Below are 21709 nucleotides of genomic sequence, written 5' to 3'. Positions count from 1 at the left end.
GATATCATATCGTAACGGATAAATCGGACAAAAAGGAGCTAGGAAATGGATTTTTCTTATTATCAATCAATAGTTTAATTCATTTTCCGGCCTGCCACCGGTGGCATAATTGCAGGACTGGCCACGGATAGCTTTATAATCCTTCATTTCTACATAATTAAGTCCGAATTGACGAGCACCTTCGACCGCGTGAGCACACCGTCTCGGGCGCGTTGCGTTGACCACACGTGCATAGCAGCGCACGAAATTATCTGATATATTTGATACTATCAGCCAAACCGTCGACGGGGTGCACCCTGCTACCGGCCGGTAAAGCGCGCCTCGCGCCGTTCGAACACCGCGGCCACGCCTTCGGCATAATCGGCCGTTTCGCGCAGCACCGCCTGCCGCGCCAGTTCGTGATCGAGTGTGGCGGCCACGTCCTGCGCCAGGCCGCGCGTCATGGTGGCGCGTACCTCCACCAGGGCCAGCGGCCCGTTGGCCGCCACCTGGCGCGCCATCGCCAGGGCCGCTTCGTCCAGCGCCTCGGGCGCTGCCAGGCGATCGACCAAGCCCCATTCCAGGGCCTGTTCGCCTTTGACCCGATCGGCCGAAAGCATCATCCACGCCGCCCGTTGCGCGCCCACCACGCGCGGCAGGGTGCAACTGATGGCAAAGCCGGGGTGAAAACCCAACGCCACGAAATTGGCCGAAAAGCGCGCAAGCGGGCTGGCAATGCGGAAATCGGCAGACAGCGCCAGGCCCAGTCCAGCCCCCACCGCCGCGCCGTTGATGACCGCGATCATCGGCTTGGCCCGCGCAAAGAGGCGCGCGGCGTGGTCATAAAGGCGGCGGATCGCAGCCAGCCCTTGCGCGCCGCTTTCGCCCGCAGCGCCCCCCACCAGATCGGCCCCGGCGCAAAAGGTCTTGCCAGCCGCGCGCAGCACGATGCAGCGCACGCGGGCATCGCCATCCAACGCATCCACCGCATCGGCAATCTGGCCCAGCAGGTCCACCGACAGGAAATTGAGCGGCGGGTTGGCCAGGGTGATGATGCCAAGCGGTTCGGAAACCTGGATGTCCAGGCCAGGGCGGGTCTGCGTCATGGCCGCGTTGTTCCCCATTCGCGCCTTGCCGACAAGCCTGATCGCATCCGCCCGATTGCATCGACGCAGGCTTGCGGGCATAGCCGCCCGACCATGCACGATATCCGCCTGATCCGCGAAAACCCGGACCGCTTCGACGCCGCCCTCGCCCGCCGTGGGGTGGCCCCTGCCTCTGCCGATCTGCTGGCGCTCGACACGCGGCGCCGCGACGTGGCCACGCGCATGCAGGAAGCGCAAGGCCGCCGCAACGAAGCCTCGAAGCTGATCGGCGCGGCCATGGCCAAGGGCGACAAGGACACCGCGCAAGCGCTGAAAGCCGAAGTGGCCGCGCTCAAGACCACGCTGCCCGCGCTGGAAGAAGAAGAACGCGAGCTTTCTGCCCAGGCCGCCGCTGCCCTCGCCGCACTGCCCAACCTGCCCGCCGACGCCGTGCCGGAAGGCGAAGACGAAGCCGGCAACGTGGAAGTGGCGCGCTGGGGCACCCCGCGCCAGTTTGCCTTCGCACCCAAGGAACATGCCGACCTTGGCCCCGCGCTGGGGCTGGACTTTGAAACCGGCGCGCTGATTTCCGGCGCGCGCTTCACCTTCCTGCGTGGCCAGATGGCCCGCCTGCAGCGCGCGCTGGCGCAATTCATGCTCGATCACCAGACCGGGGTGAACGGCCACGTGGAATGCGCGCCGCCCTTGCTGGTGAAGGACGAGGCCGTATTCGGCACCGGCCAGCTGCCCAAGTTTGCCGAAGACCTGTTCCGCACCACCGATGGGCGCTGGCTGATCCCCACGGCCGAAGTCTCGCTGACCAATGCCGTGCGCGAACAGATCCTAGCCGAAAGCGCCCTGCCCTTGCGCATGACCGCGCTGACCCCGTGCTTCCGCAGCGAAGCGGGCGCCGCCGGGCGCGACACGCGCGGCTACATCCGCCAGCACCAGTTCGACAAAGTGGAACTGGTCACGATCTGCAAGCCCGAGGATTCGGCGGCCGAGCACGAGCGGATGACGCAGGCGGCCGAATCCGTGCTTCAGGCGCTGGACCTGCCCTATCGCAAGATGCTGCTCTGCGCCGGGGACATGGGCTTTACCGCGCGCATCACCTATGACCTGGAAGTGTGGCTGCCGGGGCAGGATGCCTATCGCGAGATTTCCTCGTGCTCCAACTGCGGCGATTTCCAGGCGCGGCGGATGAACGCGCGCTATCGCCCGGAAGGCGCGAAAGGCACCGAGTTCGTCCACACGCTCAACGGTTCGGGCCTGGCCGTGGGCCGCACCCTGGTGGCCGTGCTGGAAAACTACCAGCAGGAGGATGGCTCGGTAGAAGTACCCGCGGCGCTTGCCCCCTATATGGGCGGGATCACCCGCCTGGTGCCGCAGGCCTGATCGTGGCCGGCGCGCAGCGGCACGGTAAGGGCTTGCTGCGCGCGCTGCTGCCGGCCCTGCTTTTGCCCGCCGCGCCGCTGGCGGCGCAGAAGGCCAGCGCGCCCCCGCCCTATGAGAGCCCGATCATCGCCTGGACCTATGTGGTCCAGCCGGGCGATACCTTTGCCGCGATCGCCCGGCGCATGGGCGTTTCGATGGAAGCGCTGGCGGCAGAAAATCGCGTGCCGCTGCCCTATCTGATTGCGCAGGGGCAAGTGCTGCGCCGGCCCTCCCCGGCTTCCGCCCCGCCCCCTCCGCCGCCACCGCCGGTCGCGGCCCAGGCACCCGTGCGCCGCCCGCCACCGGTGATCCGCCCTGCGCCGCCGCCTCGCCCGGCGCCCACGCCTGCGCCCAGTCACGCGCGCGAGGCCGGCGCCCCGCGCCTGGCCTGGCCGACATCGGGCGCGATCATGGGCCGCTATGGCGTGCCGGTGACCGGCCGCACCGGCACACGGCCCAACAACGGCATCGACCTGGCCGCACTGGCCGGCACCACCGTCCACGCTGCCGCGGCCGGCCGCGTGATCTTTGCCGGCACCGAACCCGAACGTTTTGGCCAGTTGATCCTGATCGATCATGGCGGCGGCTGGGTCACCGCCTATGCCTATCTCGGGCAAGTGCAGGTCAGGGAAGGCCAGCAGGTTGCCGCGCGCGCGGCCATCGCCCGCATCGGCAAGAGCGGCGAAGCGAAAAAGCCGACGCTGCATTTCGAGTTGCGCCGCGACAACGTGCCGCGCGATCCCGCGCCTTACCTGCCGGTACGGTTGTAAGGGTTTGTGAGAGGGTGTTGTGTTGGCGGAAGACCTAAGCCAGCCTCAATGCCCCAACAGCCAGAACACCGTGCCCATTGCCAGGTAGCACAGCATGACGCAGCCGGCATCGATCAGGGCCAGGCGGGTGGAAACACGCTGCTGGGTATAGCTGATCCACAGCGACGGGATCACGAAGGCGCCGGCCAGGCCGCCGGACATCATGAAATAGAGCCAGGGCTTGACCGCCAGCGTGCCGGCACCGACGCGGGCGAACATGTGGCCCATCATCGACGACGTGACCAGCAGCAGCACGGCGGTGAGCGCCAGGGTGCGCCCCGGCGCGGCGCGCAGGCCCAGGCCGCCGGGCCCCACTTCCGCCAGGCGCGCGCGGCCGAACAGCGGGCCATACCACAGGCCCTGCACCACCAAGGCCGCCACCACGGCCATTACGACTGCCAACCAGTTTACCGGACCCATTGCACCTCTTTCCTGTGCGGCGCCCCCGTATGTCGCAGTGCCTAGACCCGGCAGCGCCAAAGCGCAAACATGCATCAGGAAGTCATCGCTTTCCCTTCACGCCCCATCGCAGCAATCGGCGCGCCGCCGGGGAAAACCGATGATAGGATGACGTGGCCGCGATTTGCGCGTATGGGCGCGCCCACAATGGCCACACTTCCCCCCGATTCCCGCGAAAATTCCGCCACCCCCGCCCCCGAGCCCAAGCGCGTGGGCATGGTCAGCCTGGGCTGCCCCAAGGCGCTGGTCGATTCCGAACGCATCCTCACCCGCCTGCGCGCCGATGGCTATGCCATGAGCGCCGATTATGCCGGGGCCGACGTGGTGCTGGTCAACACGTGCGGGTTCCTCGATTCCGCCAAGGAGGAAAGCCTGGCCGCGATCGGCGAGGCGATTGCCGAGAACGGCCGCGTGATCGTGACCGGGTGCATGGGCAACGAAGCCGAGGTGATCCGCGCCCGCTTCCCCGACGTGCTCGCCGTGACCGGCGCGCACCAGTACGAAGCCGTGGTGGAAGCGGTGCACGAGGCCGCGCCACCGGCGATGGGGCCATACTTCGACCTGATCCCGCAGGCATTGGACGACATGGGCGGCGTCAAGCTCACCCCGCGTCACTACAGCTATCTCAAGATTTCAGAAGGCTGCAACCACGCCTGTTCGTTCTGCATCATTCCCGATCTGCGCGGCAAGCTGGCCAGCCGGCGGATCGACGCCGTGCTGCGCGAGGCGGAAAAGCTGGTGGCGGCGGGCACCCGTGAACTGCTGGTGATCAGCCAGGATACCTCGGCCTATGGCGTGGACGTGCGCCACGAAACGAGGCAGTGGAAGGGCCGCGAAGTGCGCACCCACATGACCGACCTGGCGCGCGAGCTGGGCCAGCTGCGCACGCCCGATGGCCAGGTGCCGTGGGTGCGGCTGCACTATGTCTATCCCTATCCGCATGTCGACCAAGTCATCCCGCTGATGGCGCAAGGGCTGCTCACGCCCTATCTCGACATCCCGTTCCAGCACGCCAGCCCCAAAGTGCTGCGCGCGATGAAGCGCCCGGCCAACGAAGCCAAGGTCCTCGACCGGATCAAGGCCTGGCGCGACATCTGCCCCGATCTGGCCATCCGCTCCAGCTTCGTCGTCGGCTTCCCCGGCGAGACCGAAGAGGATTTCCAGTACCTGCTCGACTGGCTCGATGAAGCGCAGCTCGATCGCGTCGGCGCGTTCCGGTTCGAGCCGGTCGAAGGCGCGGCGGCCAACACTCTGCCCGATCCCGTGCCCGACGCGGTGAAGGAAGAGCGCTATGCCCGGATCATGGCCAAGACCGAGGCGATCAGCGCCGCGCGCCTGGCCGCCAAGGTGGGCCGCACCATCCGCGTGATCATCGATGACGTGGGCGAGCCGGACGAAGACGGCGACATCGGCGCCACCGGCCGCAGCCAGGCCGATGCCCCTGAAATCGATGGCGCTGTCTATCTGCGCAATGTGCCCGAAAGCCTCAAGGCCGGCGATTTCGTCGATGTGGTTGTGGAAGAGGCCGACGCGCACGACCTGTTCGGAGTGATAGCGGAGTAACCCCTCCGCCCCCATTCCTTCGTCACCCCGGACTTGATCCGGGGTCCCGCTTGTTCTGGACGCCTTGCGCCACCGCTCGAAGAAAAGCTGGCCCCCGGATCAAGTCCGGGGTGACGTTGTATTATTGTGCCAGGTGAAGCGCCACAGCGCCGCTCAATCCAGCCGCACTTTGCCGCGCCCGGCTTTCACCGCGCCGCGGATCTTCTTGCCTTGCAGCCGCTGCACCTTGCCCACGCGGTTGAGGCGGGATTTGGCGCGCTTTTCCGGCAGATTGCACGCGTCACGCAGCAATTCGGCCAGCCGCGCGCGGGCATCCTCGCGGTTGGCCTCCTGCGTGCGGAAGCGGCGTGCGGTCAGCACGATTTCGCCGCCGCTGGTGAACTTGCTGCCCGCCAGTTCCTTCAGGCGATGGAACACCGGCGGGGCCAGGCGCAGGGCGAAAACGTTGATGCGCAATTGCACCGCCGTCGCCACCTTGTTGACGTTCTGCCCGCCCGGCCCGGCGGCGGCGATGAAGCTTTCCTCCACAAGGCCCATGGCGCGGGCCACGATTGCCTCGGGAGAATCGCTCACAGGGTGAAGCCCAGCCCGGCGATGTCCGCCGGGATCGGCGCTTCGGCAACGATCGCCTCCTTGCCTTCGCGCGGCACAACGAGGCGCGTGGCGTGCAGCAGCGTGCGCGCGGCGCCCTTGCCATCGCCATAGACCGGATCGCCCAGCAGCGGCGCGCCAAGGCCGGTCAGCGCGTGGACGCGCACTTGGTGGGTGCGGCCGGTTTCCAGGCGGAACTCCACCAGCGTGCGGCCCGGCAGGCGCGCCAGCACGCGCCAGTGGGTGACGGCGGGCTTGCCCTTTTTCGCGGCAATCATCCGCCAGCCGGCAGCGGCGCTGGAAATCTTGGAAAGGTTCAGCGCGATGGTGCCCGCCGTGCCTTCCACGTCGCCGGCGACCACGCCCCAATAGACCTTTTCCACCTGGCGCGCTTCGAACGCGGCGGAAAAGCGCTTGAGCGCCTTGGGGTTGCGGGCCAGCAGCAGGCAGCCCGAGGTATCGCGGTCCAGCCGGTGCACCGGCATCGGCGGGCGCTGGAAACCGAGCTTCAGTTCCTCGATGCGGTCTTCCAGCGAGATGCCGCCGGCGCGGGGCCGGTCGAGCGGCAGGCCGGCAGGCTTGTCGATGACCAGCGCTTCGCCGTCTTCGAACAGGATGGGGATTTCAATCATGAATTCGGGTGATGCCTTGCGCTGGCGTGCTTCGACAGGCGCAGCACGAACGGGGTTGTTGGCTGCCCCTTAGCCGCTTGCGCCCGTCTTGTCGAAGGAGTCAGGCCAGCGCCGCCGCAATTCGCCGCAGCGCCTCGTCCAGCACGGCATCGTCGGCCGCGAACGAGATGCGGAAGCCCTGCGCCCCGCCAAAGGCAGAGGCCGCCACAACCGCCACGCCATGTTCCAGGAGATGCAGCGCCAGCGCCTCGTCATCGCCAAAGCGCGCCATCAGCGGGGCAGCGTCGATCATGCAATAGAATGCGCCATCGGGCACCGGGGTGGACAGGCCGGGAATGGCGTTGATCGCCACCACGACCTTGTCCCGCCGCGCGCGGAAGCGTTCGCGCCGATCGAGCAGGAAATCCTGCGGACCGGCCAGCGCCGCTGTCGCCGCCGCCTGGGCGATGGAGCAGGGATTGCCGGAATTGTGCGATTGCAGCTTGGCCATGGCGCGGATCAGCCATTCCGGCCCGGCGGAAACGCCGATACGGAAACCGGTCATCGCGTGGCTTTTGGAAACGCCCGATACCGTGAGGATGCGCGTCGCCAGCTCCGGGCATTCCACGGCCAGCGTGGCATGGGCGCCCCCGCCATAGCGCAGCGGGGCATAGATATCGTCGGACAGCACCAGCACGCGCGGGTGGCGGCGCAAGACTTCGCCCAACGCGCGCAGTTCGGCAGCCGGATAGGTGGCGCCGGTGGGATTGCCGGGGCTGTTGAGCAACAGCCAGCGCGTGGCGGGCGTGATCGCCGCTTCCAGTTGTTCCGCCGTGATGCGAAAGCCGCCCTCTGCGCGCGTCGGCAGATCGACCACCGTGGCACCGGCAAAACGCACGATTTCAGGATAGCTTACCCACCAGGGCGAAGGGATCAGCACTTCGTCGCCAGCATCGAGCGTGGCCAGCAGCGCTTCGAAAATCGCCTGCTTGCCGCCGGCCGTGACGATGACCTGCGAGGGCGGCACCACGATCCCCAGGTCGCGGCGGAAATGGCGCGCCGCGGCTTCGCGCAGGGCCTGGGTGCCGGGCACGGCGGTATAGCGCGTTTGGCCGCTATCGAGCGCGGCCTTGGCGGCTTCGATCACATGGGGCGGCGTGGGAAAATCGGGTTCACCCACCGAGAGCGAAATGATGTCCTTGCCCTGCGCGCGCAGTTCGATCGCGCGGTCGGTCATCGCATTGGTGCGCGAGGGCGAGATGCGCCCAAGCGCCTGGCTGGTTTTCTGGCTGTCCATGGCGGGTCAGCCCTGCCCCAGCAGGCGGGCGGGGATCAAGCCGCGCAGGGCGTTGCCGATGAAAAAGCCCGGGGCCAGGTCATCAAGCGTGACATCGCCTTCCACCGCGCGGCCCTCATCGAGCAATTGTGCGCGCAGCACACCGGGCAGCAGGCCAAGCTCGGCACGCGGGGTGACGAGCACGCCATCGCGCGGCACGAACAGGTTGGTAAAGCAGCCTTCGGTCAGCCGCCCGTCGTCGCGGCGCAGCAGGGCCTCTTGCGCACCGGCGCGGCGCGCGGCCTTGAGGCCGGCCTCATAAAAGCCGCGATCGCTGGTCTTGTGGCGCAGGCGCCAATCGCCAGCGTCCACCGGCAAGGGCAGCACCGCGCAAACCGCCGCGCCATCGAACGGCGCGGGCAAAGGCGCGGCCTCCAGCGCATGGGCACCGCTCTTGGCCACGACCAGCCGCACTTTGGCCGGTGCATCGAGATCGAAACACAGCGCGTGGATGGCATTGCGCACGGCGTGCCGGTCAAACGCAAAGCCCAAGGCTTGCGCGCTTTGCTTGATCCGTTCGAGATGGCGTTCCAGCAGCGGAATGCCCGCCGCGGGATCGAAGGCCATGGTCTCGATCAGGTCGGCACTGCCGGCGTTCAGGCGCAAGAAATTCCCCTTTACCACGCATTCGCGCCATTCGCCCAGCATCGCCGAATCCGCGACCACGGCCGAACCGACCCCCATGGTCGCCCGCCCCCCGGCCGCGCCGGGATGGTCTGGCACCAGGCGCACGGTGCGAATTGCCACATTGAACGCCGCGCTGCCAGTCCTCGGTGTATCGGCCCCCGGTGTATCGGCCCCAGGTGTATCGGCCCCAGGTGTATCGGCATCCGCGCTGGCGGCAGGATCGGGCACATCGACATAGCCGATGGACCCGCAATAGAGCCCGCGCGCATCGCGCTCGGCCATGTCGATCCATTCCATCGCGCGGATCTTGGGCGCGCCGGTAATCGATCCGCAGGGGAATATCGCGGGCAAGACATCGGCCGCCGCCGTGCCGGGCACAACTTGCGCCGTCACCGTCGTCACCATCTGGTGCACAGTGGGATAGGTTTCCACGGCAAAGGCATCGTGCACTTTCACCGTGCCGGGCACCGCCACGCGCGACAGGTCGTTGCGCATCAGGTCCACGATCATCAGGTTTTCGGCGCGGTCCTTGGCATTGCCGGCCAGCGCGGCTTTGAACGCGGCGTCTTCCGCTTCGGTACGGCCGCGCGGGGCAGTGCCTTTCATCGGGCGAACGGTGACTTGCGTTCCCTGCCACTCAAAGAACAGCTCGGGCGAGACCGACAGGTGCCAGTGCGAACCATCCCACAGCACGGCGCCGTGCCCACCGCGTGCATCCTCGCGCAGCGCGGCATAGATCGCCAGCGGATCTCCGGCCCACGATCCCGCCAGCTGGAACGTGAGATTGGCCTGATAGATGTCTCCCGCGCGGATCGCTTCCTGTACCTTGGCAAAGGCGCGGGCATAGCCGCCGGACGAAAGCGCCGGGCCAAGCGGCCCAAGCCGCCCAGGCGCGCTGCTTTCGCGCGCCAGCCAGGCGCCCACTTGCGCGCTGGTCAGTGCTTTCATCTGCGCAAAGCGGGCAAACCACACCAGCGGACCGGCCGCCCCGGTGCGCGCCGCCGCGCGCGGCGCCAGTCGCTCTTCCAGCGCCAGTCCGGCTTCATAAGCCAGCGCCCCGGCCCACCGGCCCGGCGTGGCACCGATCCGCACCAAGGCCGCTTCCACTTCTTCCGGGCGGCGGGCGATCACGATCTCGCGCGGGTCGGTATAGAGCCGGGCAGAGCCGGCATCGCCGTGGCGAGCGTCATCGAGCAAAAGGAAGGGGGCGCGTGTCATGGCCCCACGCGCATAGCGGCAAGCCGATGCGGATGCAAAAAGCCCTCGCGGGCAATCGCGCGCCATCCTAAACACGGGTGAAACCAAAACGAGAGAGTGCGGCGATGGACGAGATTTTCCTGGGCCTGGGCAACAAGGGCGAACGCGAAGTGCTGCTGCTGGGCCGGGCCAACCGCCATGGCCTGGTCGCCGGGGCCACCGGCACGGGCAAGACCGTAACGCTGCAGGGCATGGCCGAACAGTTCAGCCGCGCGGGCGTGCCGGTGTTCCTGGCCGATGTGAAAGGCGATCTTTCGGGCATCGCCATGCCTGGCAGCCCCACGTTCAAGCATGCCGCTTCGCTGGAACAGCGCGCCAGGGACCTGGGCATTGCCGACTATGCCTATGCCGACAATCCGGCGGTGTTCTGGGACCTTTATGGCGAGCAGGGCCACCCCATCCGCACCACGATTTCGGAAATGGGGCCGTTGCTGCTCGCCCGGCTGATGGGCCTCAATGAAACGCAGGAAGGCGTGCTGACCATCGCGTTCCGCTATGCCGACGACAACGGCCTGCTGCTGGTGGACCTGGCCGATCTTCAGGCCGTGCTGGCGGCCTGCGCGGAAAATGCCGGTGCGCTTGCCACCAAATATGGCAACGTGACCAAGGCCAGCGTGGGCGCCATCCAGCGCCAGTTGCTGGGCCTGGAAAGCCAGGGGGCCGATCGCTTCTTTGGCGAGCCGGCGTTCGAGATCAACGATTTCCTGCACGTGGACGAACAGGGGCGCGGGCTGGTCAACGTGCTGGCCGCAGACCGCCTGATGCAAAGCCCCAAGCTCTATGCCACGTTCCTGCTGTGGCTCTTGTCAGAACTGTTCGAGGCGCTGCCCGAAGTGGGCGACCCGGAAAAGCCCTGCCTCGTGTTCTTCTTCGACGAGGCCCACCTCTTGTTCGACGATGCGCCTGATGCCTTGATGGACAAGGTCGAGCAGGTCGTCCGCCTCGTCCGCTCCAAGGGCGTGGGGGTCTATTTCGTCACGCAGAACCCGATCGACATTCCAGAAAAGGTTGCCGGCCAGCTGGGCAATCGTGTGCAACACGCCCTGCGCGCGTTCACCCCGCGCGACCAGAAGGCAATCCGCGCCGCAGCAGAAACCTTCCGCATCAACCCCGATCTGAATGTGGCGCAGGCCATCACCGAACTGAAGGTGGGCGAGGCGCTGGTTTCCACGCTCGACGCCGAAGGCGCACCGGGCATGGTGGCGCGCACCCTGATCGCGCCGCCACGCTCGCGCCTGGGGCCGGTCACCCCGGCCGAACGCGCCGCGATCCAGGCAGCCAGCCCGTTCGGCGGCAAGTACGATACCTCCGTAAATCGCGAAAGCGCGGCGGAAGTGCTGGCGCAGAAGGCCGCCGATGCCGCCGCCGCCGCGCAAGTGGCGGCAGAACAGGGCGAAGCCGCGCAACGCGCGCAGCCGCGCCAGTCCCCCTCGCTGTGGGGCAAGGCCGGCAAGGCCGCAGCGGGCGCCGTCGCTTCCTCTGCCGGGGCCATGATCGCGGCGCAAATCGCCGGCAAGAAATCGCGCGCCTCGCCGGTGGCCAGTGGCGTCAGCGCCGTGGTCGGCTCCATCGCCACCAGCCTGGGCGGCGAAGCCCTGGGCCGCTTCGCCCGCGGCCTGCTGGGCGGGTTGTTGCGGTAAGCATGGTGTCCACCGCGCGATTGGCCCTGCCATCTGACCTGGACGGGATGCTCTCGCTGTTCGCCCAGTCTGAAGTCAGCGCCGCCGTGCAATCACGCGAACAGGCCAAGCACATCTGGCAGCGCACGATGGCAAGCGACAGCGTCGCGGTGTTCGTTGTCGATGTGCGTGGCTGCCTGGTGGCAACGTGCACCTTGATAACGGCACCCAACCTGTTGCGCGGCGGTCAACAGCACGGCTTCCTGGAGAACGTCGTTACCCATCCGAACAAGCGTGGCCTCGGATATGGGCGCGCCGTGGTCCGCGCGGCGCTCGATCACGCATGGACATGTGATTGCCACCACGTGCTCATGCAAAGCGGTAGAACCGATCCGCGTGTTCACAGTTTCTATGAAAGTCTGGGATTTCTCCCCGGACTTCGCATAGGTTATGTCGCCATGCGCCCGCGGGATCGAGTAGGCAGGACGCTCTAGACCTCGCTCACCACTCGCCACCGGCCCATGCGATCGCATCCAGCAGTGCCTGCTTGGACGGCGTCCGGCGCGTGCCGGCGTTGCGCGGTACTTCGCCCACATCCACGGCGCGGCGGCGCGCGGCAACGCGTTCGCCAAGCGCGGCAAGACTGATAGCCTCACGCTTCGTCTTCAAGGTCTTGAACGCCATATGCCTGTGCCGTCTCTTCGCGGATGCGCCGTTCCATGTAGTGAAGATCGAGCCCTTCAGAAAGGGTGAAGAGCACCCTGGCCTGACCCAGCATATCGTGCGCCGCCCCTGACGCATATTGCCCCATGCGGTCGGCAATGAGATCTTCGATGGAAATGACTGCCACGGTCCCATGCGCTGCAACTTCGATGATCTGGAGCAGGCTGGTATCGGCATGGCCATCGAGCAGCCGGCTGCCAACCACTTCAAAGCCCAGTTTCAGGTCCGGGTGTATCCAACCCGCGTCAACACGCCCGGACCGCTCGGCCTGACGAAGCCATGGCGCATCATCATGACCTCAAGCGCGGATTGTTGCGCGCTGACCAGATCGAAGTCTCCTGTGTTCACGGCCCCTTGCGTATAAAGTTCCACGGCTGCGCCGCCAACGAGGATGGGGGGAGTGAGCGTGCGCTCATCCATCGCCGAACTGATTTCGGCCAGCTTTTTCAGCGCTGCTTCGAATTGGGGCCGCCATCCGTTCATGTGCCTTGCTTCCCGGATTGCGCGAACGATGTCGATGACAATTTCGCGCATGCATGGGCGTGCGTCTTCTCACGCCGTTGGCAGATCGTTGCCTGCGGTTCGTCGAAACCGGTTGCCCCTGCAACAAAGCGCGCGCAAGCACGCGGGCATGCTCTTTTTCGCGTGAAAGGATCCCATGCGCGCTCTGCTTCTTGCTGCCACCATGCTGGCGGGCACTCTTGCCGCTACGCCGGCGCTCGCCGCTTCCGAGGCGAAGGCCATTCCCGCCGCTGCAGGCACCATGCCGGTAGGCAAGCTGGGCAACGCAGTGGTGCCACAGGCCTATCGCCTCGATTTCACGCTCGATCCGGCCCAGCCGCGCTTTTCTGGCCATGCCGAGATCGACGTGACCGTGAACGAGGGCGGCCGTTATGTGTGGATGCACGGGCTGAACCTGGGGGTGAAGCGCGTGGTTGCCAAAGTGGGTGGCAAGACCATTGCCGGCACGTTCAGCCAAGCCGATGATACCGGCGTGGCGCTCGTCACGTTCGCGCAGGCCCTTCCCGCCGGCACGGCAACGCTGGTGTTCGATTATGACGCCGGCTTCAACGATGGCCCCACCGGCCTGTTCCGCGTCCACGTGGGCGACCAGTGGTACAGCTGGAGCCAGTTCGAATCGATCGATGCGCGCGGTGCCTTCCCGTCGTTCGACCAGCCCGGCTTCAAGACGCCTTATACCGTGACGATCACCACGCCGGCCGGCCAGCGCGCGGTGAGCAATGCACCCGAAGTGGCGACCGAGACCCGTGGCAACCAGACCGTGCACCGCTTTGCCCAAACCCTGCCGTTGCCCAGCTATCTGGTGGCGGTGATGGCTGGGCCGTTCGTGAGCGTGGAAGGCACCGTGCCGGCCACGCCGCAGCGCGCCACCCCGCTGCCGTTGCGGGTCGTGTCCACCCGGCCCAATGCTGACAAGCTGAATTTCGCGCTTGATGGCACCAAGGGCATCGTCAGCCATCTGGAGAACTATTTCGGCCAGGCCTTCCCCTTCCCCAAGCTCGACCAGATCACCGCGCCGATCATGCCGGGCGCGATGGAAAACGCCGGGGCCGATCTTTACGAGGATTCGCTCCTCGTGCTCGATGACAAGGCCTCCACGTCGCAAAAGCGCAATTTCGGCATGGTCGTGGCGCACGAGCTGGCGCACCAGTGGTTTGGCGACATGGTCAGCCCGGCGTGGTGGGACGATATCTGGCTTAACGAAAGCTTTGCCAACTGGATGGGCTTCCGCATCGGCAACGAATGGCGGCCCGATCTCAACATCGGCGCCGGCGCGCTGGAAGAAGGCTTTGCCGCGATGCGCACCGATGCGCTGCTCGTGGGCCGGCCGATCCACCAGCCGATCACGCGTAACAGCCAGATCGATGCGGCGTTTGACACGATCACCTATGGCAAGGGCGGCCACGTCGTATCGATGATCGCCGCGTTCATGGGCGATACCAAGTTCCGCGATGGCGTGCGCGGCTACATGGCCAAGCACAAGTACGGCAATGCCAGCACCGCCGATTTCTTTGGCGCCATGGCCGATGCTGCCGGCGATCCGCGTATCCTGCCCGCGATGCAAAGCTTTACCGACCAGCAGGGCGTGCCACTCGTCACCTTCGCGCCGGCGGGCCAGGGCAAGTGGACGGTGACGCAAAGCCGCTATGCGCGACTGGGCACGCAGGCGCCGGCGCAAACCTGGGGCGTGCCGCTGTGCTTGCGCCAGGGCGACGCCCGCGCCTGCCAGTTGCTGGTGGACCAGACCGCCACGGTCTCGATTGCCGGGACCGGCGCGCTGGTGCCCAATGCCGGCGGCACCGGCTATTACCGCTTCGAATTGCCCGCCGCGCAGTGGGACAGCCTGATCGCCCAAGGGGCCAGCTTGCCCGGCGGCGAAGCGCTGGCCACGATCGACAGCCTGGAAGCGAGCTTCATGGCCGGCCGCGCCACCCCGGCCCAACTGGTGGCCGCCGCGCGCAGCTTTGCCGCCAATCCCGACAGCTATGCCAGCGATGGCGCCACCGGCCAGTTGATCGCGTTCGATACCCAGGGCCTGTTGACGCCTGCCGCGCACGATGGACTGCGCCGCCTGGTGGGCGAAGTGCGCGCTCCCCAACTGGCCAAGCTGGGCTTCGATCCGCGCGCAGGCGCCCATGCCGGCGACGATCCCGATACGCAGCAACGCCGCGTGGCGCTGGTGGCCGAACTGGCCGACACCGCCGAAGATGCTGCGCTCAACACCAAGCTGGCGGGCGCGGTGGATGCCATGCTGGCGGGCGATGCCAAGGCGCTCGATCCCGCCTTCTACAACAGCGCGTTCAAGGCCTGGCTCAAGCCGCATGGACTGGCCGGCGCCAAGACGCTGATGGAGAAGGCGCTGTCTTCGGAAGACCCGGTGCTGCGCCCGGCCCTGCTCCGCGCCGTGGGGCGCAGCAACGATCCGGCCGTGGCCAAGTGGTTGGTCGAGGACTTTTCCGACAAGCGCCTGCGCCTTTCGGAAAAGCTGATGGGCATTTCGCTGGCCATCGCTTCTCCAAAGACAGCGGACCAGGCCTTTGCCTGGGCCGATGCGCATCTCGACAGCTTGTTGTCGAGCGGCGGCGGCATTTTCTTGGCACGCAGCCTGCCGCAGGTGGTGAGCGGGTTCTGTTCGGCCGACAAGGCCAAGGCGATTGTTGCGTGGCGGCCCCGCTTTGCCAACAACTCGGGTGCGCTGGAACTCGATCGCGCGATCGAGCGGGTGCAGGACTGCGCCGTGCTCAAGGACCAGCGCGCGGCCGGGCTGTCTGCCGAACTCGCCGCTGTGAAGTAACGGTCGAGCGGGGGAGGCCAGCCGGCCTTCCCCCGCAGGCACAAAAAAGGGGCGCCTTCCTCATCTGGAAGGCGCCCCATTTCTTAGGCGGTGCGGAAAAGCAGTGGCTTATTCGACCACCGCGCCCCAGTTGCCCCACACGTAGATTGCCACGAACAGGAACAGCCACACCACGTCGACGAAGTGCCAGTACCAGGCCGCCGCTTCCAGGCCGAAATGCTGGCGCGGGGTGAATTCGCCGCGTTCGGCGCGGATCCAGCACACGATCAGGAAGATCGTGCCGATGATCACGTGGAACCCATGGAAGCCGGTGGCCATGAAGAAGGCTGAGCCATAGGTGTTCTGGCCAAAGCCGAACGGCGCGTGGACGTATTCGTAGGCCTGGATCGAGGTGAACAGCAGGCCGAGCAGGATCGTGGCAGCAAGGCCCTGCTTGAGGCTCTTGCGATCGCCGTGGATCAACGCGTGGTGCGCCCAGGTGAGCGTGGTGCCCGAGCACAGCAGGATCAGCGTGTTGAGCAGCGGCAGATCAAAGGCGTTGATCACCGCCTCGATCGCCTTGGGCGGCCAGACGCCACCGATCACGTCGGTGTTGATCTTGCTGGGGAACAGCGAGAAATCGAAGAACGCCCAGAACCAACCGACGAAGAACATCACTTCCGAAGCGATGAACAGGATCATGCCATAGCGCTGGTGCAGTTGCACCACCGGGGTATGATCGCCGGCGTGGGCTTCCTTGATCACCTTGCCCCACCAGGAAAACATGGTGAGGATCACGCCGAGCAGGCCCAGCAGCATGATCTGCGTGCCGCCGGTGATCTTGTGCATGAACAGCACGCCGCCACTGGTCATCACCAGGGCGGACAAAGCCCCCATCAGTGGCCAGATATCAGGCGGCAGGATGTGATAATCGTGGTTCTTGGCACCGGCCATGATCGTCTACTTCCCCCAAGGCTTGCCTGGCATCCTCGCCATTTGCGCAGCGGGAGCCAATTTTGTGATGGTTGCAACGTCTATCGGCCTGCGCACTGCCGGTCCAGTCAATTTGCGGCCTTGTTGAACGTATAGCTCAGCGTGATTTCCGGCACGTTGCGCGTGTTCGCGTCATCCAGCATAGCGGGGTCTACGTAGTAGACCACCGGCATGCGCACTTCCTGGCCAGGCATAAGCTTTTGATAGTTGAAGCAAAAGCACTGGATCTTGTGGAAATAGGCGCCGGTCTGCTCGGGCGTCACGTTGAACACCGCGCGGCCCACGATCGGTGCGTCGGAATTGTTGCGTGCCGTGAAGAAGGCGATCTTGCGCTCGCCGATTCGCCCGTCCTGGGTCACCTGTTCGGGCTTGAACGTCCAGGGCAGGCCCGGCGCGACATTGGCGTCGAAGCGGATGGTGATCGGGCGCAGCGTGGCCTTGACCGCCGCCGCCTGCGCCGCGGTGGCGCGCTGGGTGGTACCGGCAAAGCCGGTGGCCTGGCAGAACATGCGGTAAAGCGGCACGGCCGCATAGCCCAGCCCCAGCATCCCAAGCGCCGCGCCTGCCGCGATGGCTGCCACCTTGCGATTGGCACGGGCGGTTTTCTCGATTGCCGCTGCCATCGTCTTTCTCCCGTTATGGAGCCTTCAGGCCCGCGTCATGGCTTCAGGCATGGCTCGCGCCGGCCGGCCGCTGCGCCGATTGGCGATGTTCCGCCTGCACGCCCAGCTTGACGATGGTGATGGCAAAGAACAGCACGACCAGCGCGCCCAGCAGCACGCCCAGCGCACGGTTGCGCGCCTTTTGCCGGTTGCGAAAAGCCTTGAGATCAAATTGTTCCGGGTCTTTGCCCACGTCTCGTCCTCTCCCGTCAGGCCCACCCATGGAGCCCGGCAAACCGATCCAGCACCAGCGCGGCGAACAATGCAAACAGATAGAGCACCGAATAGGCAAACAGCCGCTTTTCCGGCTTCATCGTGTCGTTCGGCACACTCTGGCGCAGCCCCACGCGCAGCGCCAGCGCCAGGAAGCCCAAGCCCAGCAGCGCCGCCGCCACGCCGAACACCAGCCCGGTACCACCCAGCGCCCAGGGCACCAGGCTCAGCGGCACCAGCAGCAACGTGTAAAGCAGGATCTGCCGCCGCGTCACCCGTTCGCCGGCCACCACCGGCAGCATCGGGATGCCGACCTTGGCGTAGTCGGTCTGGACGAACAGGGCGAGTGCCCAGAAGTGTGGCGGCGTCCAGAAGAAGATGATCAGGAACAGCACCACCGGCATCCAGGTGATGTGCCCGGTCACGGCCACCCACCCGATCAACGGCGGAAAGGCCCCGGCCCCACCGCCGATCACGATGTTCTGCGGTGTGCGCGGCTTGAGCCACACGGTATAGACCCAGGCATAATAAAAGATCGAGACGGCCAGGATCGCGGCGGCCAGCCATCCGATCGCCAGGCCCATGACCACGACCGACCCGCCCGACAGGGCAAAGCCGAAATCGCGCGCCGATTCGCGCTCCATCCGGCCTGCGGGCACCGGCCGCTTGGCCGTCCGCTTCATCCCCGCGTCCAGATCGGCTTCCCACCACTGGTTGAGCGCGGCGGCACCGCCCGCGCCCACGGCAATGCACAGGATCGCGGCAAAGCCCAGCACCGGATGAATCTCTCCGGGCGCGGCCAACAAGCCGCACAGGCCGGTAAAGATCACCAGCGTCATCACGCGCGGCTTGGTCAGCGCAAAGAAATCGCGCCAGTCTGCGGGCATGCGCAGCGGAGTCGTCACAAGGTCCATCGTGAGGGGGCTATAGCAGTCCCGCTCATGAGGGGAAGGCAATCCGAACGGCGACGGACCGGATTACCCGGCAGAGCGATCGCGCGGGCGGCATTGATCCGCATGCCGCAAACGCCCTGGCCCCAAAGGTGCATTGGAACCGCAAGGCAGCCCGATCATTTGCCCGATGACACGGCATGGCCCCGCGCGCATGCCGCCCCATTGCAGGAGCATGTTCCATGGCCACCGCCAGCATTGCCAAGCCGACGACCCCGCCCGAAGCCACGTTCACCGACACCGCAACGCTGCGTGCGCAGGCCCGCAAGCATATCGACCAGGGGCCCGTGACCCAGTCCTTCCCCAAGGACCGCGAGGTGATCATCGCCCAGTTGAACAAGGCGCTGGCCACCGAATGGGTCTGCGTGCTGCGCTACATGCGCCACTACTATACCGCCGACGGCCTGGTTTCCGAACCGATCAAGGCCCATTTCCTTGAGCACGCCAACGAAGAACGCGCCCATGCCGACAAGCTGGCCGAGCGTATCGTGCAGCTTGGCGGCGAGCCCGACCTCGATCCCGCCACGCTGACCCAGCGCAGCCACGCCGAATACCAGGTGGGCAAGACGCTCAAGGACATGGTCAAGGAAGACCTGATCGCCGAGCGCATTGCCGTCGAGGCCTATCGCGAGTTGATCGCCTATGTCGGCGATCGCGATTCCACCACCCGGATCATGCTCGAAGGCATCCTGGCCCAGGAAGAAGACCACGCCGACGAATTCCGTGATCTGCTGGAAGGCTGGCAGGGCGAATAACTGCTTCGCCGCCCACAGCATTTCCCCTGTATCGGCGCGCGTGGGCCGGGATAAGCCCGGTCGCACGCGCGCCTAAAGCTCTGGCTGGGCTGCTACTACCGCCCCAGACCACCGCGTGCCATGATCGCGCGGTCGTCAGGCCCCTTCGGCCGCATGGCCTTCTGTCAGCCGCGCATGGAGGCGCAGCACCATGCCCTTGCGCTCGGCCAATGGCAGATCGGTGCGCTGGGCCACATAGCGCAGCAAGGCATAGGCCTGGTGCGCGCGCCAAGCGGCATCCTCCTGACCAAGGCCAAGGCTGGCGAACAAGTCCGCCAGATAGGCCGTGCGCGCGTCGTCCACCGCCGCCACCGCCGTGCGCGCTGCGTCCGACCGGCGCGCCCAGCCCATGATTGCCAGTTCGAGATCGGCAGCGCGAGCGGCAGCCTGCGAATGAAACGGCAGTTCCATCAGGCGCAGGATGCGCTGCCGCACGTCGGGCTCCTCGCGGACCAGGCGGTCCTGCACCGCCAGTGTCGACCGCGCCTGCCATTCTTCCAGAACCGCTGCCAGCAAGGCACTTCGATCCTTGAAATGCCAATAGAAACTGCCCTTTGACGCGCCCAGGTCCACGGCCAGCTTTTCCACCCGCACCTGTTCCACGCTGCTGTCGGCCATCACGCTGATCGCGGCGGCGATCCAGTCTGACCGCGTGAGGCGCTTGGCGGCAGGCGGGTTTGGGTGCGGGGGCGCGGCTTGCGTCATGCCCTGGGCTTAGGCCGACGGCAGCAGCGCGTCCAGAACCGGTCTTGACCGGGGCGTCGCGCCTCACCATACGGTAGCGTATTGAGAGAGGAAACGCCGATGTCCTACGCCGCCGCTGCCAGTACGATCGTTGCCCAGATCCTGGCGCTGCCCGAGTTTGCCCGCGTCCAGGCGCTGTTTCCCGATACCGGGCTGGATGAAGCGACCTTGGCCGAAATCGTCAGCGGCGCGGCCGATCTGGCCGAAGGCGTGATCGCCCCGTTCAACCTGCAGGCGGACCGCGCGGGATGCACGCTTGACCAGGGCCGCGTCGGACTCGCCCCTGGCCACCATGCGGCCTGGCAGGCCTTTGTCGAAGGGGGCTGGCCCACGCTCGAAGGCGCCACCGAATGGGGCGGCGCGGGCTTGCCGATGCTGGTCCATTCGGCGTGCGAGGAATTGTTCAACCGCGCCTCACCGGCGTTCGGCATGCTGCCCACGCCGATGCGCTGCGCCACCAAAGTGATCGAGCGTTATGCGGAGCCGGCGCTGCGCGCGGAATGGGCGCCGCGCCTAGTGGATGGGAGTTGGGCCGCCACGATCTGCATTTCCGAACCAGATGCCGGGTCCGACGTGCCGCGCCTGCGCACCATGGCCGCGCCGCACGAAGATGGCACCTGGCGGGTGACGGGGGAAAAGATCTGGATCAGCTATGGCGACCATGATCTCACCCCGCGCATCGCCCACATGGTCCTGGCGCGCACGCCCGAAGGCGGGCCGGGCTCGGCCGGGCTCAGCCTGTTTCTGGTGCCGTCCGATATCGACGGCGCGCGCAACGCCGTGATCGTGAGGCGGATCGAGGAAAAGCTTGGCCTGCATGGCTCGCCCACCTGCGCGATGGGCTTCGAGGGCGCGGTGGGCCACCTTATCGGCACGCCGGGGCGCGGGCTGGCGCAATTGTTCACGATGATCATCGGCATGCGCCTGTCGGTCGGAAGCCAAGGTGCAGGCATTGCCGGCGCGGCGGCGAGCCTCGCCTGGCGCTACGCGGCCGAACGTCGCCAGGGTGGCAAGGCCGACGCGCCGCCGATCACGATCGACAAGCACGGCGATGTGCAGCGCATGTTGCTCTCGCTCGCCGCACGGGCAGAAATCACGCGCGGGCTCGTCCTCACCGCATCGGCCGTATCGGATCTTCAGGCGCGCGAGCCGGACGAGGCGGCCCGATCGCAAGCTGGCCTGTTGCTGTCGTGGCTGCTGCCGATCACCAAGAACTTTGCCGCCGAGGCGGCCAGTCTCTGCGCCAACGAGGCAATCCAGATTCTGGGGGGCGCGGGCTACACGCGCGAATGGCCGGCGGAGCAATACTTGCGCGATGCCCGCGTGCTGGCGATCTACGAAGGCACCAGCGGCATGCAGGCGCTCGACCTCGTGCTGCGGCGCGTGCTGGGCGACGAAGGCCGCGCTTACCACGCATTCCTCACCCGCGCGCGGGCAGACGCGGCTTGCCTGGGTAACAGGGCGCTGGGCGAACTGCTGGACATGCTGGAGCACGCCGCCGCAAGCCTGGACAAGACCAAGGGCACCGTCGTCGCCTATCCGTTCCTGCAACTGGCTTCGCTTGCCACGACCGGCTGGATCGCCGCGCGCCTGGCGGCTTTGTCCGGCACACCGATCCACGATCATCTCGCCGCGCTTGGCCGCCATTGGTTGCTGATGGCAAAGGCACAAGCGCTGAGCGAGGCAGCCTTGGTCGCCCACGGAAGCGATCTGGTGTCCGCCTACCCCCACGTCGACCCAACGCAGCTAGGCTGAACGCCCAAAGCCCACGCGCGAGTGGGAGGGGTATGGGGAGGGGCTGTTGCGAGCTTGCGCGCGTGCTGGACGCAACGAAGCCCCGAGGCGTTAGCGACGGGGCTTCGTGAGATTCTGGTTGCGGGGGCAGGATTTGAACCTGCGACCTTCAGGTTATGAGCCTGACGAGCTACCGGGCTGCTCCACCCCGCGATGTTAGCAACAAAGCCC

General features: G+C 66.5%; 22 protein-coding genes and 1 tRNA gene. 8 read left to right on the top strand and 15 right to left on the bottom strand.

Features of this window, described 5'->3' with window-relative positions; all coding sequences use genetic code 11:
• Positions 1-299 precede the first annotated feature (299 nt).
• Positions 300-1085, bottom strand: coding sequence for an enoyl-CoA hydratase-related protein (locus FHW94_RS00110; RefSeq protein WP_168553789.1), 786 nt, complete (start codon positions 1083-1085; stop codon positions 300-302).
• Positions 1086-1178: 93 nt separating this feature from the next.
• Here FHW94_RS00110 and serS point away from each other — a divergent pair, with 93 nt between their 5' ends.
• Together serS and FHW94_RS00100 are read left to right on the top strand one after the other, a co-directional pair.
• Positions 1179-2459: a serine--tRNA ligase gene (gene serS, locus FHW94_RS00105; protein WP_168553788.1), complete on the top strand. Its 1281-nt coding sequence runs from the start codon at positions 1179-1181 to the stop codon at positions 2457-2459.
• Between the two features lie 2 nt (positions 2460-2461).
• Positions 2462-3268, top strand: a complete 807-nt coding sequence (locus FHW94_RS00100) for a M23 family metallopeptidase (protein WP_168553787.1) — start codon at positions 2462-2464, stop codon at positions 3266-3268.
• A 45-nt stretch (positions 3269-3313) separates the two neighbouring features.
• On the opposite strand, the gene FHW94_RS00095 is transcribed toward FHW94_RS00100, so the two are convergent.
• Positions 3314-3697 carry a DUF1761 domain-containing protein gene (locus FHW94_RS00095; RefSeq protein ID WP_246865827.1) on the bottom strand — a complete coding sequence of 128 codons (384 nt, stop codon included), beginning with the start codon at positions 3695-3697 and terminating at the stop codon, positions 3314-3316.
• A 216-nt stretch (positions 3698-3913) separates the two neighbouring features.
• Between FHW94_RS00095 and rimO the strand changes: the two genes are divergently transcribed.
• Complete coding sequence (gene rimO, locus FHW94_RS00090) at positions 3914-5329, top strand: 30S ribosomal protein S12 methylthiotransferase RimO (RefSeq protein ID WP_246865826.1); 1416 nt, start codon at positions 3914-3916, stop codon at positions 5327-5329.
• 153 nt (positions 5330-5482) lie between these two features.
• Here the strand turns inward: rimO and arfB are convergent, their stop codons facing one another.
• The 4 genes from arfB to pabB form a co-directional block, all read right to left on the bottom strand.
• A complete protein-coding gene (gene arfB, locus FHW94_RS00085; protein WP_168555358.1) occupies positions 5483-5866 on the bottom strand; it encodes an alternative ribosome rescue aminoacyl-tRNA hydrolase ArfB in 384 nt (127 codons plus the stop codon).
• A gap of 32 nt (positions 5867-5898) precedes the next feature.
• Positions 5899-6552, bottom strand: a complete 654-nt coding sequence (locus tag FHW94_RS00080) for an RNA pseudouridine synthase (protein WP_168553784.1) — start codon at positions 6550-6552, stop codon at positions 5899-5901.
• Positions 6553-6652: 100 nt separating this feature from the next.
• Positions 6653-7828, bottom strand: a complete 1176-nt coding sequence (locus tag FHW94_RS00075; RefSeq protein ID WP_246865825.1) for a pyridoxal phosphate-dependent aminotransferase — start codon at positions 7826-7828, stop codon at positions 6653-6655.
• Positions 7829-7834: 6 nt separating this feature from the next.
• Entirely contained in the window at positions 7835-9712 is a 1878-nt protein-coding gene (gene pabB, locus FHW94_RS00070; RefSeq protein WP_168553783.1) for an aminodeoxychorismate synthase component I, read from the bottom strand.
• A 104-nt stretch (positions 9713-9816) separates the two neighbouring features.
• On the opposite strand from pabB, the gene FHW94_RS00065 reads away from it, so the two are divergent.
• Both FHW94_RS00065 and FHW94_RS00060 read left to right on the top strand, forming a co-directional pair.
• A complete protein-coding gene (locus FHW94_RS00065; RefSeq protein WP_168553782.1) occupies positions 9817-11391 on the top strand; it encodes a helicase HerA-like domain-containing protein in 1575 nt (524 codons plus the stop codon).
• Between the two features lie 2 nt (positions 11392-11393).
• On the top strand, positions 11394-11864 hold the full coding sequence (locus FHW94_RS00060) for a GNAT family N-acetyltransferase (RefSeq protein WP_210425423.1): 471 nt from the start codon (positions 11394-11396) through the stop codon (positions 11862-11864).
• A 7-nt stretch (positions 11865-11871) separates the two neighbouring features.
• On the opposite strand, the gene FHW94_RS00055 is transcribed toward FHW94_RS00060, so the two are convergent.
• From FHW94_RS00055 to FHW94_RS23660, 3 genes are read right to left on the bottom strand one after another with little or no spacing between them, the layout of a single operon-like run.
• A complete protein-coding gene (locus FHW94_RS00055) occupies positions 11872-12039 on the bottom strand; it encodes a hypothetical protein (protein WP_246865824.1) in 168 nt (55 codons plus the stop codon).
• Complete coding sequence (locus tag FHW94_RS23665) at positions 12023-12298, bottom strand: hypothetical protein (RefSeq protein ID WP_349237408.1); 276 nt, start codon at positions 12296-12298, stop codon at positions 12023-12025. The genes FHW94_RS00055 and FHW94_RS23665 overlap by 17 nt, the downstream gene beginning before the upstream one ends.
• 14 nt (positions 12299-12312) lie before the next feature.
• Positions 12313-12627, bottom strand: coding sequence for a hypothetical protein (locus tag FHW94_RS23660; protein ID WP_349237407.1), 315 nt, complete (start codon positions 12625-12627; stop codon positions 12313-12315).
• 124 nt (positions 12628-12751) lie between these two features.
• Here FHW94_RS23660 and FHW94_RS00045 point away from each other — a divergent pair, with 124 nt between their 5' ends.
• Positions 12752-15409, top strand: coding sequence for a M1 family metallopeptidase (locus FHW94_RS00045; RefSeq protein ID WP_168553780.1), 2658 nt, complete (start codon positions 12752-12754; stop codon positions 15407-15409).
• A gap of 108 nt (positions 15410-15517) precedes the next feature.
• Here FHW94_RS00045 and FHW94_RS00040 read toward each other — a convergent pair whose 3' ends face one another.
• The 4 genes from FHW94_RS00040 to FHW94_RS00025 all read right to left on the bottom strand — a co-directional run bounded on the left by FHW94_RS00040 (position 15518) and on the right by FHW94_RS00025 (position 18170).
• Entirely contained in the window at positions 15518-16342 is an 825-nt protein-coding gene (locus FHW94_RS00040; protein ID WP_168553779.1) for a cytochrome c oxidase subunit 3, read from the bottom strand.
• Positions 16343-16449: 107 nt separating this feature from the next.
• Positions 16450-17004, bottom strand: coding sequence for a cytochrome c oxidase assembly protein (locus FHW94_RS00035; protein WP_168553778.1), 555 nt, complete (start codon positions 17002-17004; stop codon positions 16450-16452).
• Positions 17005-17047: 43 nt separating this feature from the next.
• On the bottom strand, positions 17048-17236 hold the full coding sequence (locus FHW94_RS00030) for a hypothetical protein (protein ID WP_210425592.1): 189 nt from the start codon (positions 17234-17236) through the stop codon (positions 17048-17050).
• A gap of 16 nt (positions 17237-17252) precedes the next feature.
• The gene (locus tag FHW94_RS00025; protein ID WP_168553776.1) at positions 17253-18170 is read right to left on the bottom strand and encodes a heme o synthase; all 918 of its coding nucleotides are present in this window, start codon (positions 18168-18170) and stop codon (positions 17253-17255) included.
• A gap of 218 nt (positions 18171-18388) precedes the next feature.
• On the opposite strand from FHW94_RS00025, the gene FHW94_RS00020 reads away from it, so the two are divergent.
• On the top strand, positions 18389-18961 hold the full coding sequence (locus FHW94_RS00020; RefSeq protein WP_168553775.1) for a ferritin-like domain-containing protein: 573 nt from the start codon (positions 18389-18391) through the stop codon (positions 18959-18961).
• 135 nt (positions 18962-19096) lie between these two features.
• Here FHW94_RS00020 and FHW94_RS00015 read toward each other — a convergent pair whose 3' ends face one another.
• Positions 19097-19705, bottom strand: coding sequence for a TetR/AcrR family transcriptional regulator (locus FHW94_RS00015; protein WP_168553774.1), 609 nt, complete (start codon positions 19703-19705; stop codon positions 19097-19099).
• A 99-nt stretch (positions 19706-19804) separates the two neighbouring features.
• Between FHW94_RS00015 and FHW94_RS00010 the strand changes: the two genes are divergently transcribed.
• On the top strand, positions 19805-21499 hold the full coding sequence (locus tag FHW94_RS00010) for an acyl-CoA dehydrogenase family protein (RefSeq protein WP_168553773.1): 1695 nt from the start codon (positions 19805-19807) through the stop codon (positions 21497-21499).
• Between the two features lie 115 nt (positions 21500-21614).
• Here FHW94_RS00010 and FHW94_RS00005 read toward each other — a convergent pair.
• Positions 21615-21691: transfer RNA gene (locus FHW94_RS00005), tRNA-Met, on the bottom strand.
• Positions 21692-21709 lie beyond the last annotated feature (18 nt).

This window comes from Novosphingobium sp. SG720 (assembly GCF_012275365.1).
Taxonomy (GTDB): domain Bacteria; phylum Pseudomonadota; class Alphaproteobacteria; order Sphingomonadales; family Sphingomonadaceae; genus Novosphingobium; species Novosphingobium rhizosphaerae.
This window is presented reverse-complemented; position numbering and strand designations above follow the sequence as displayed.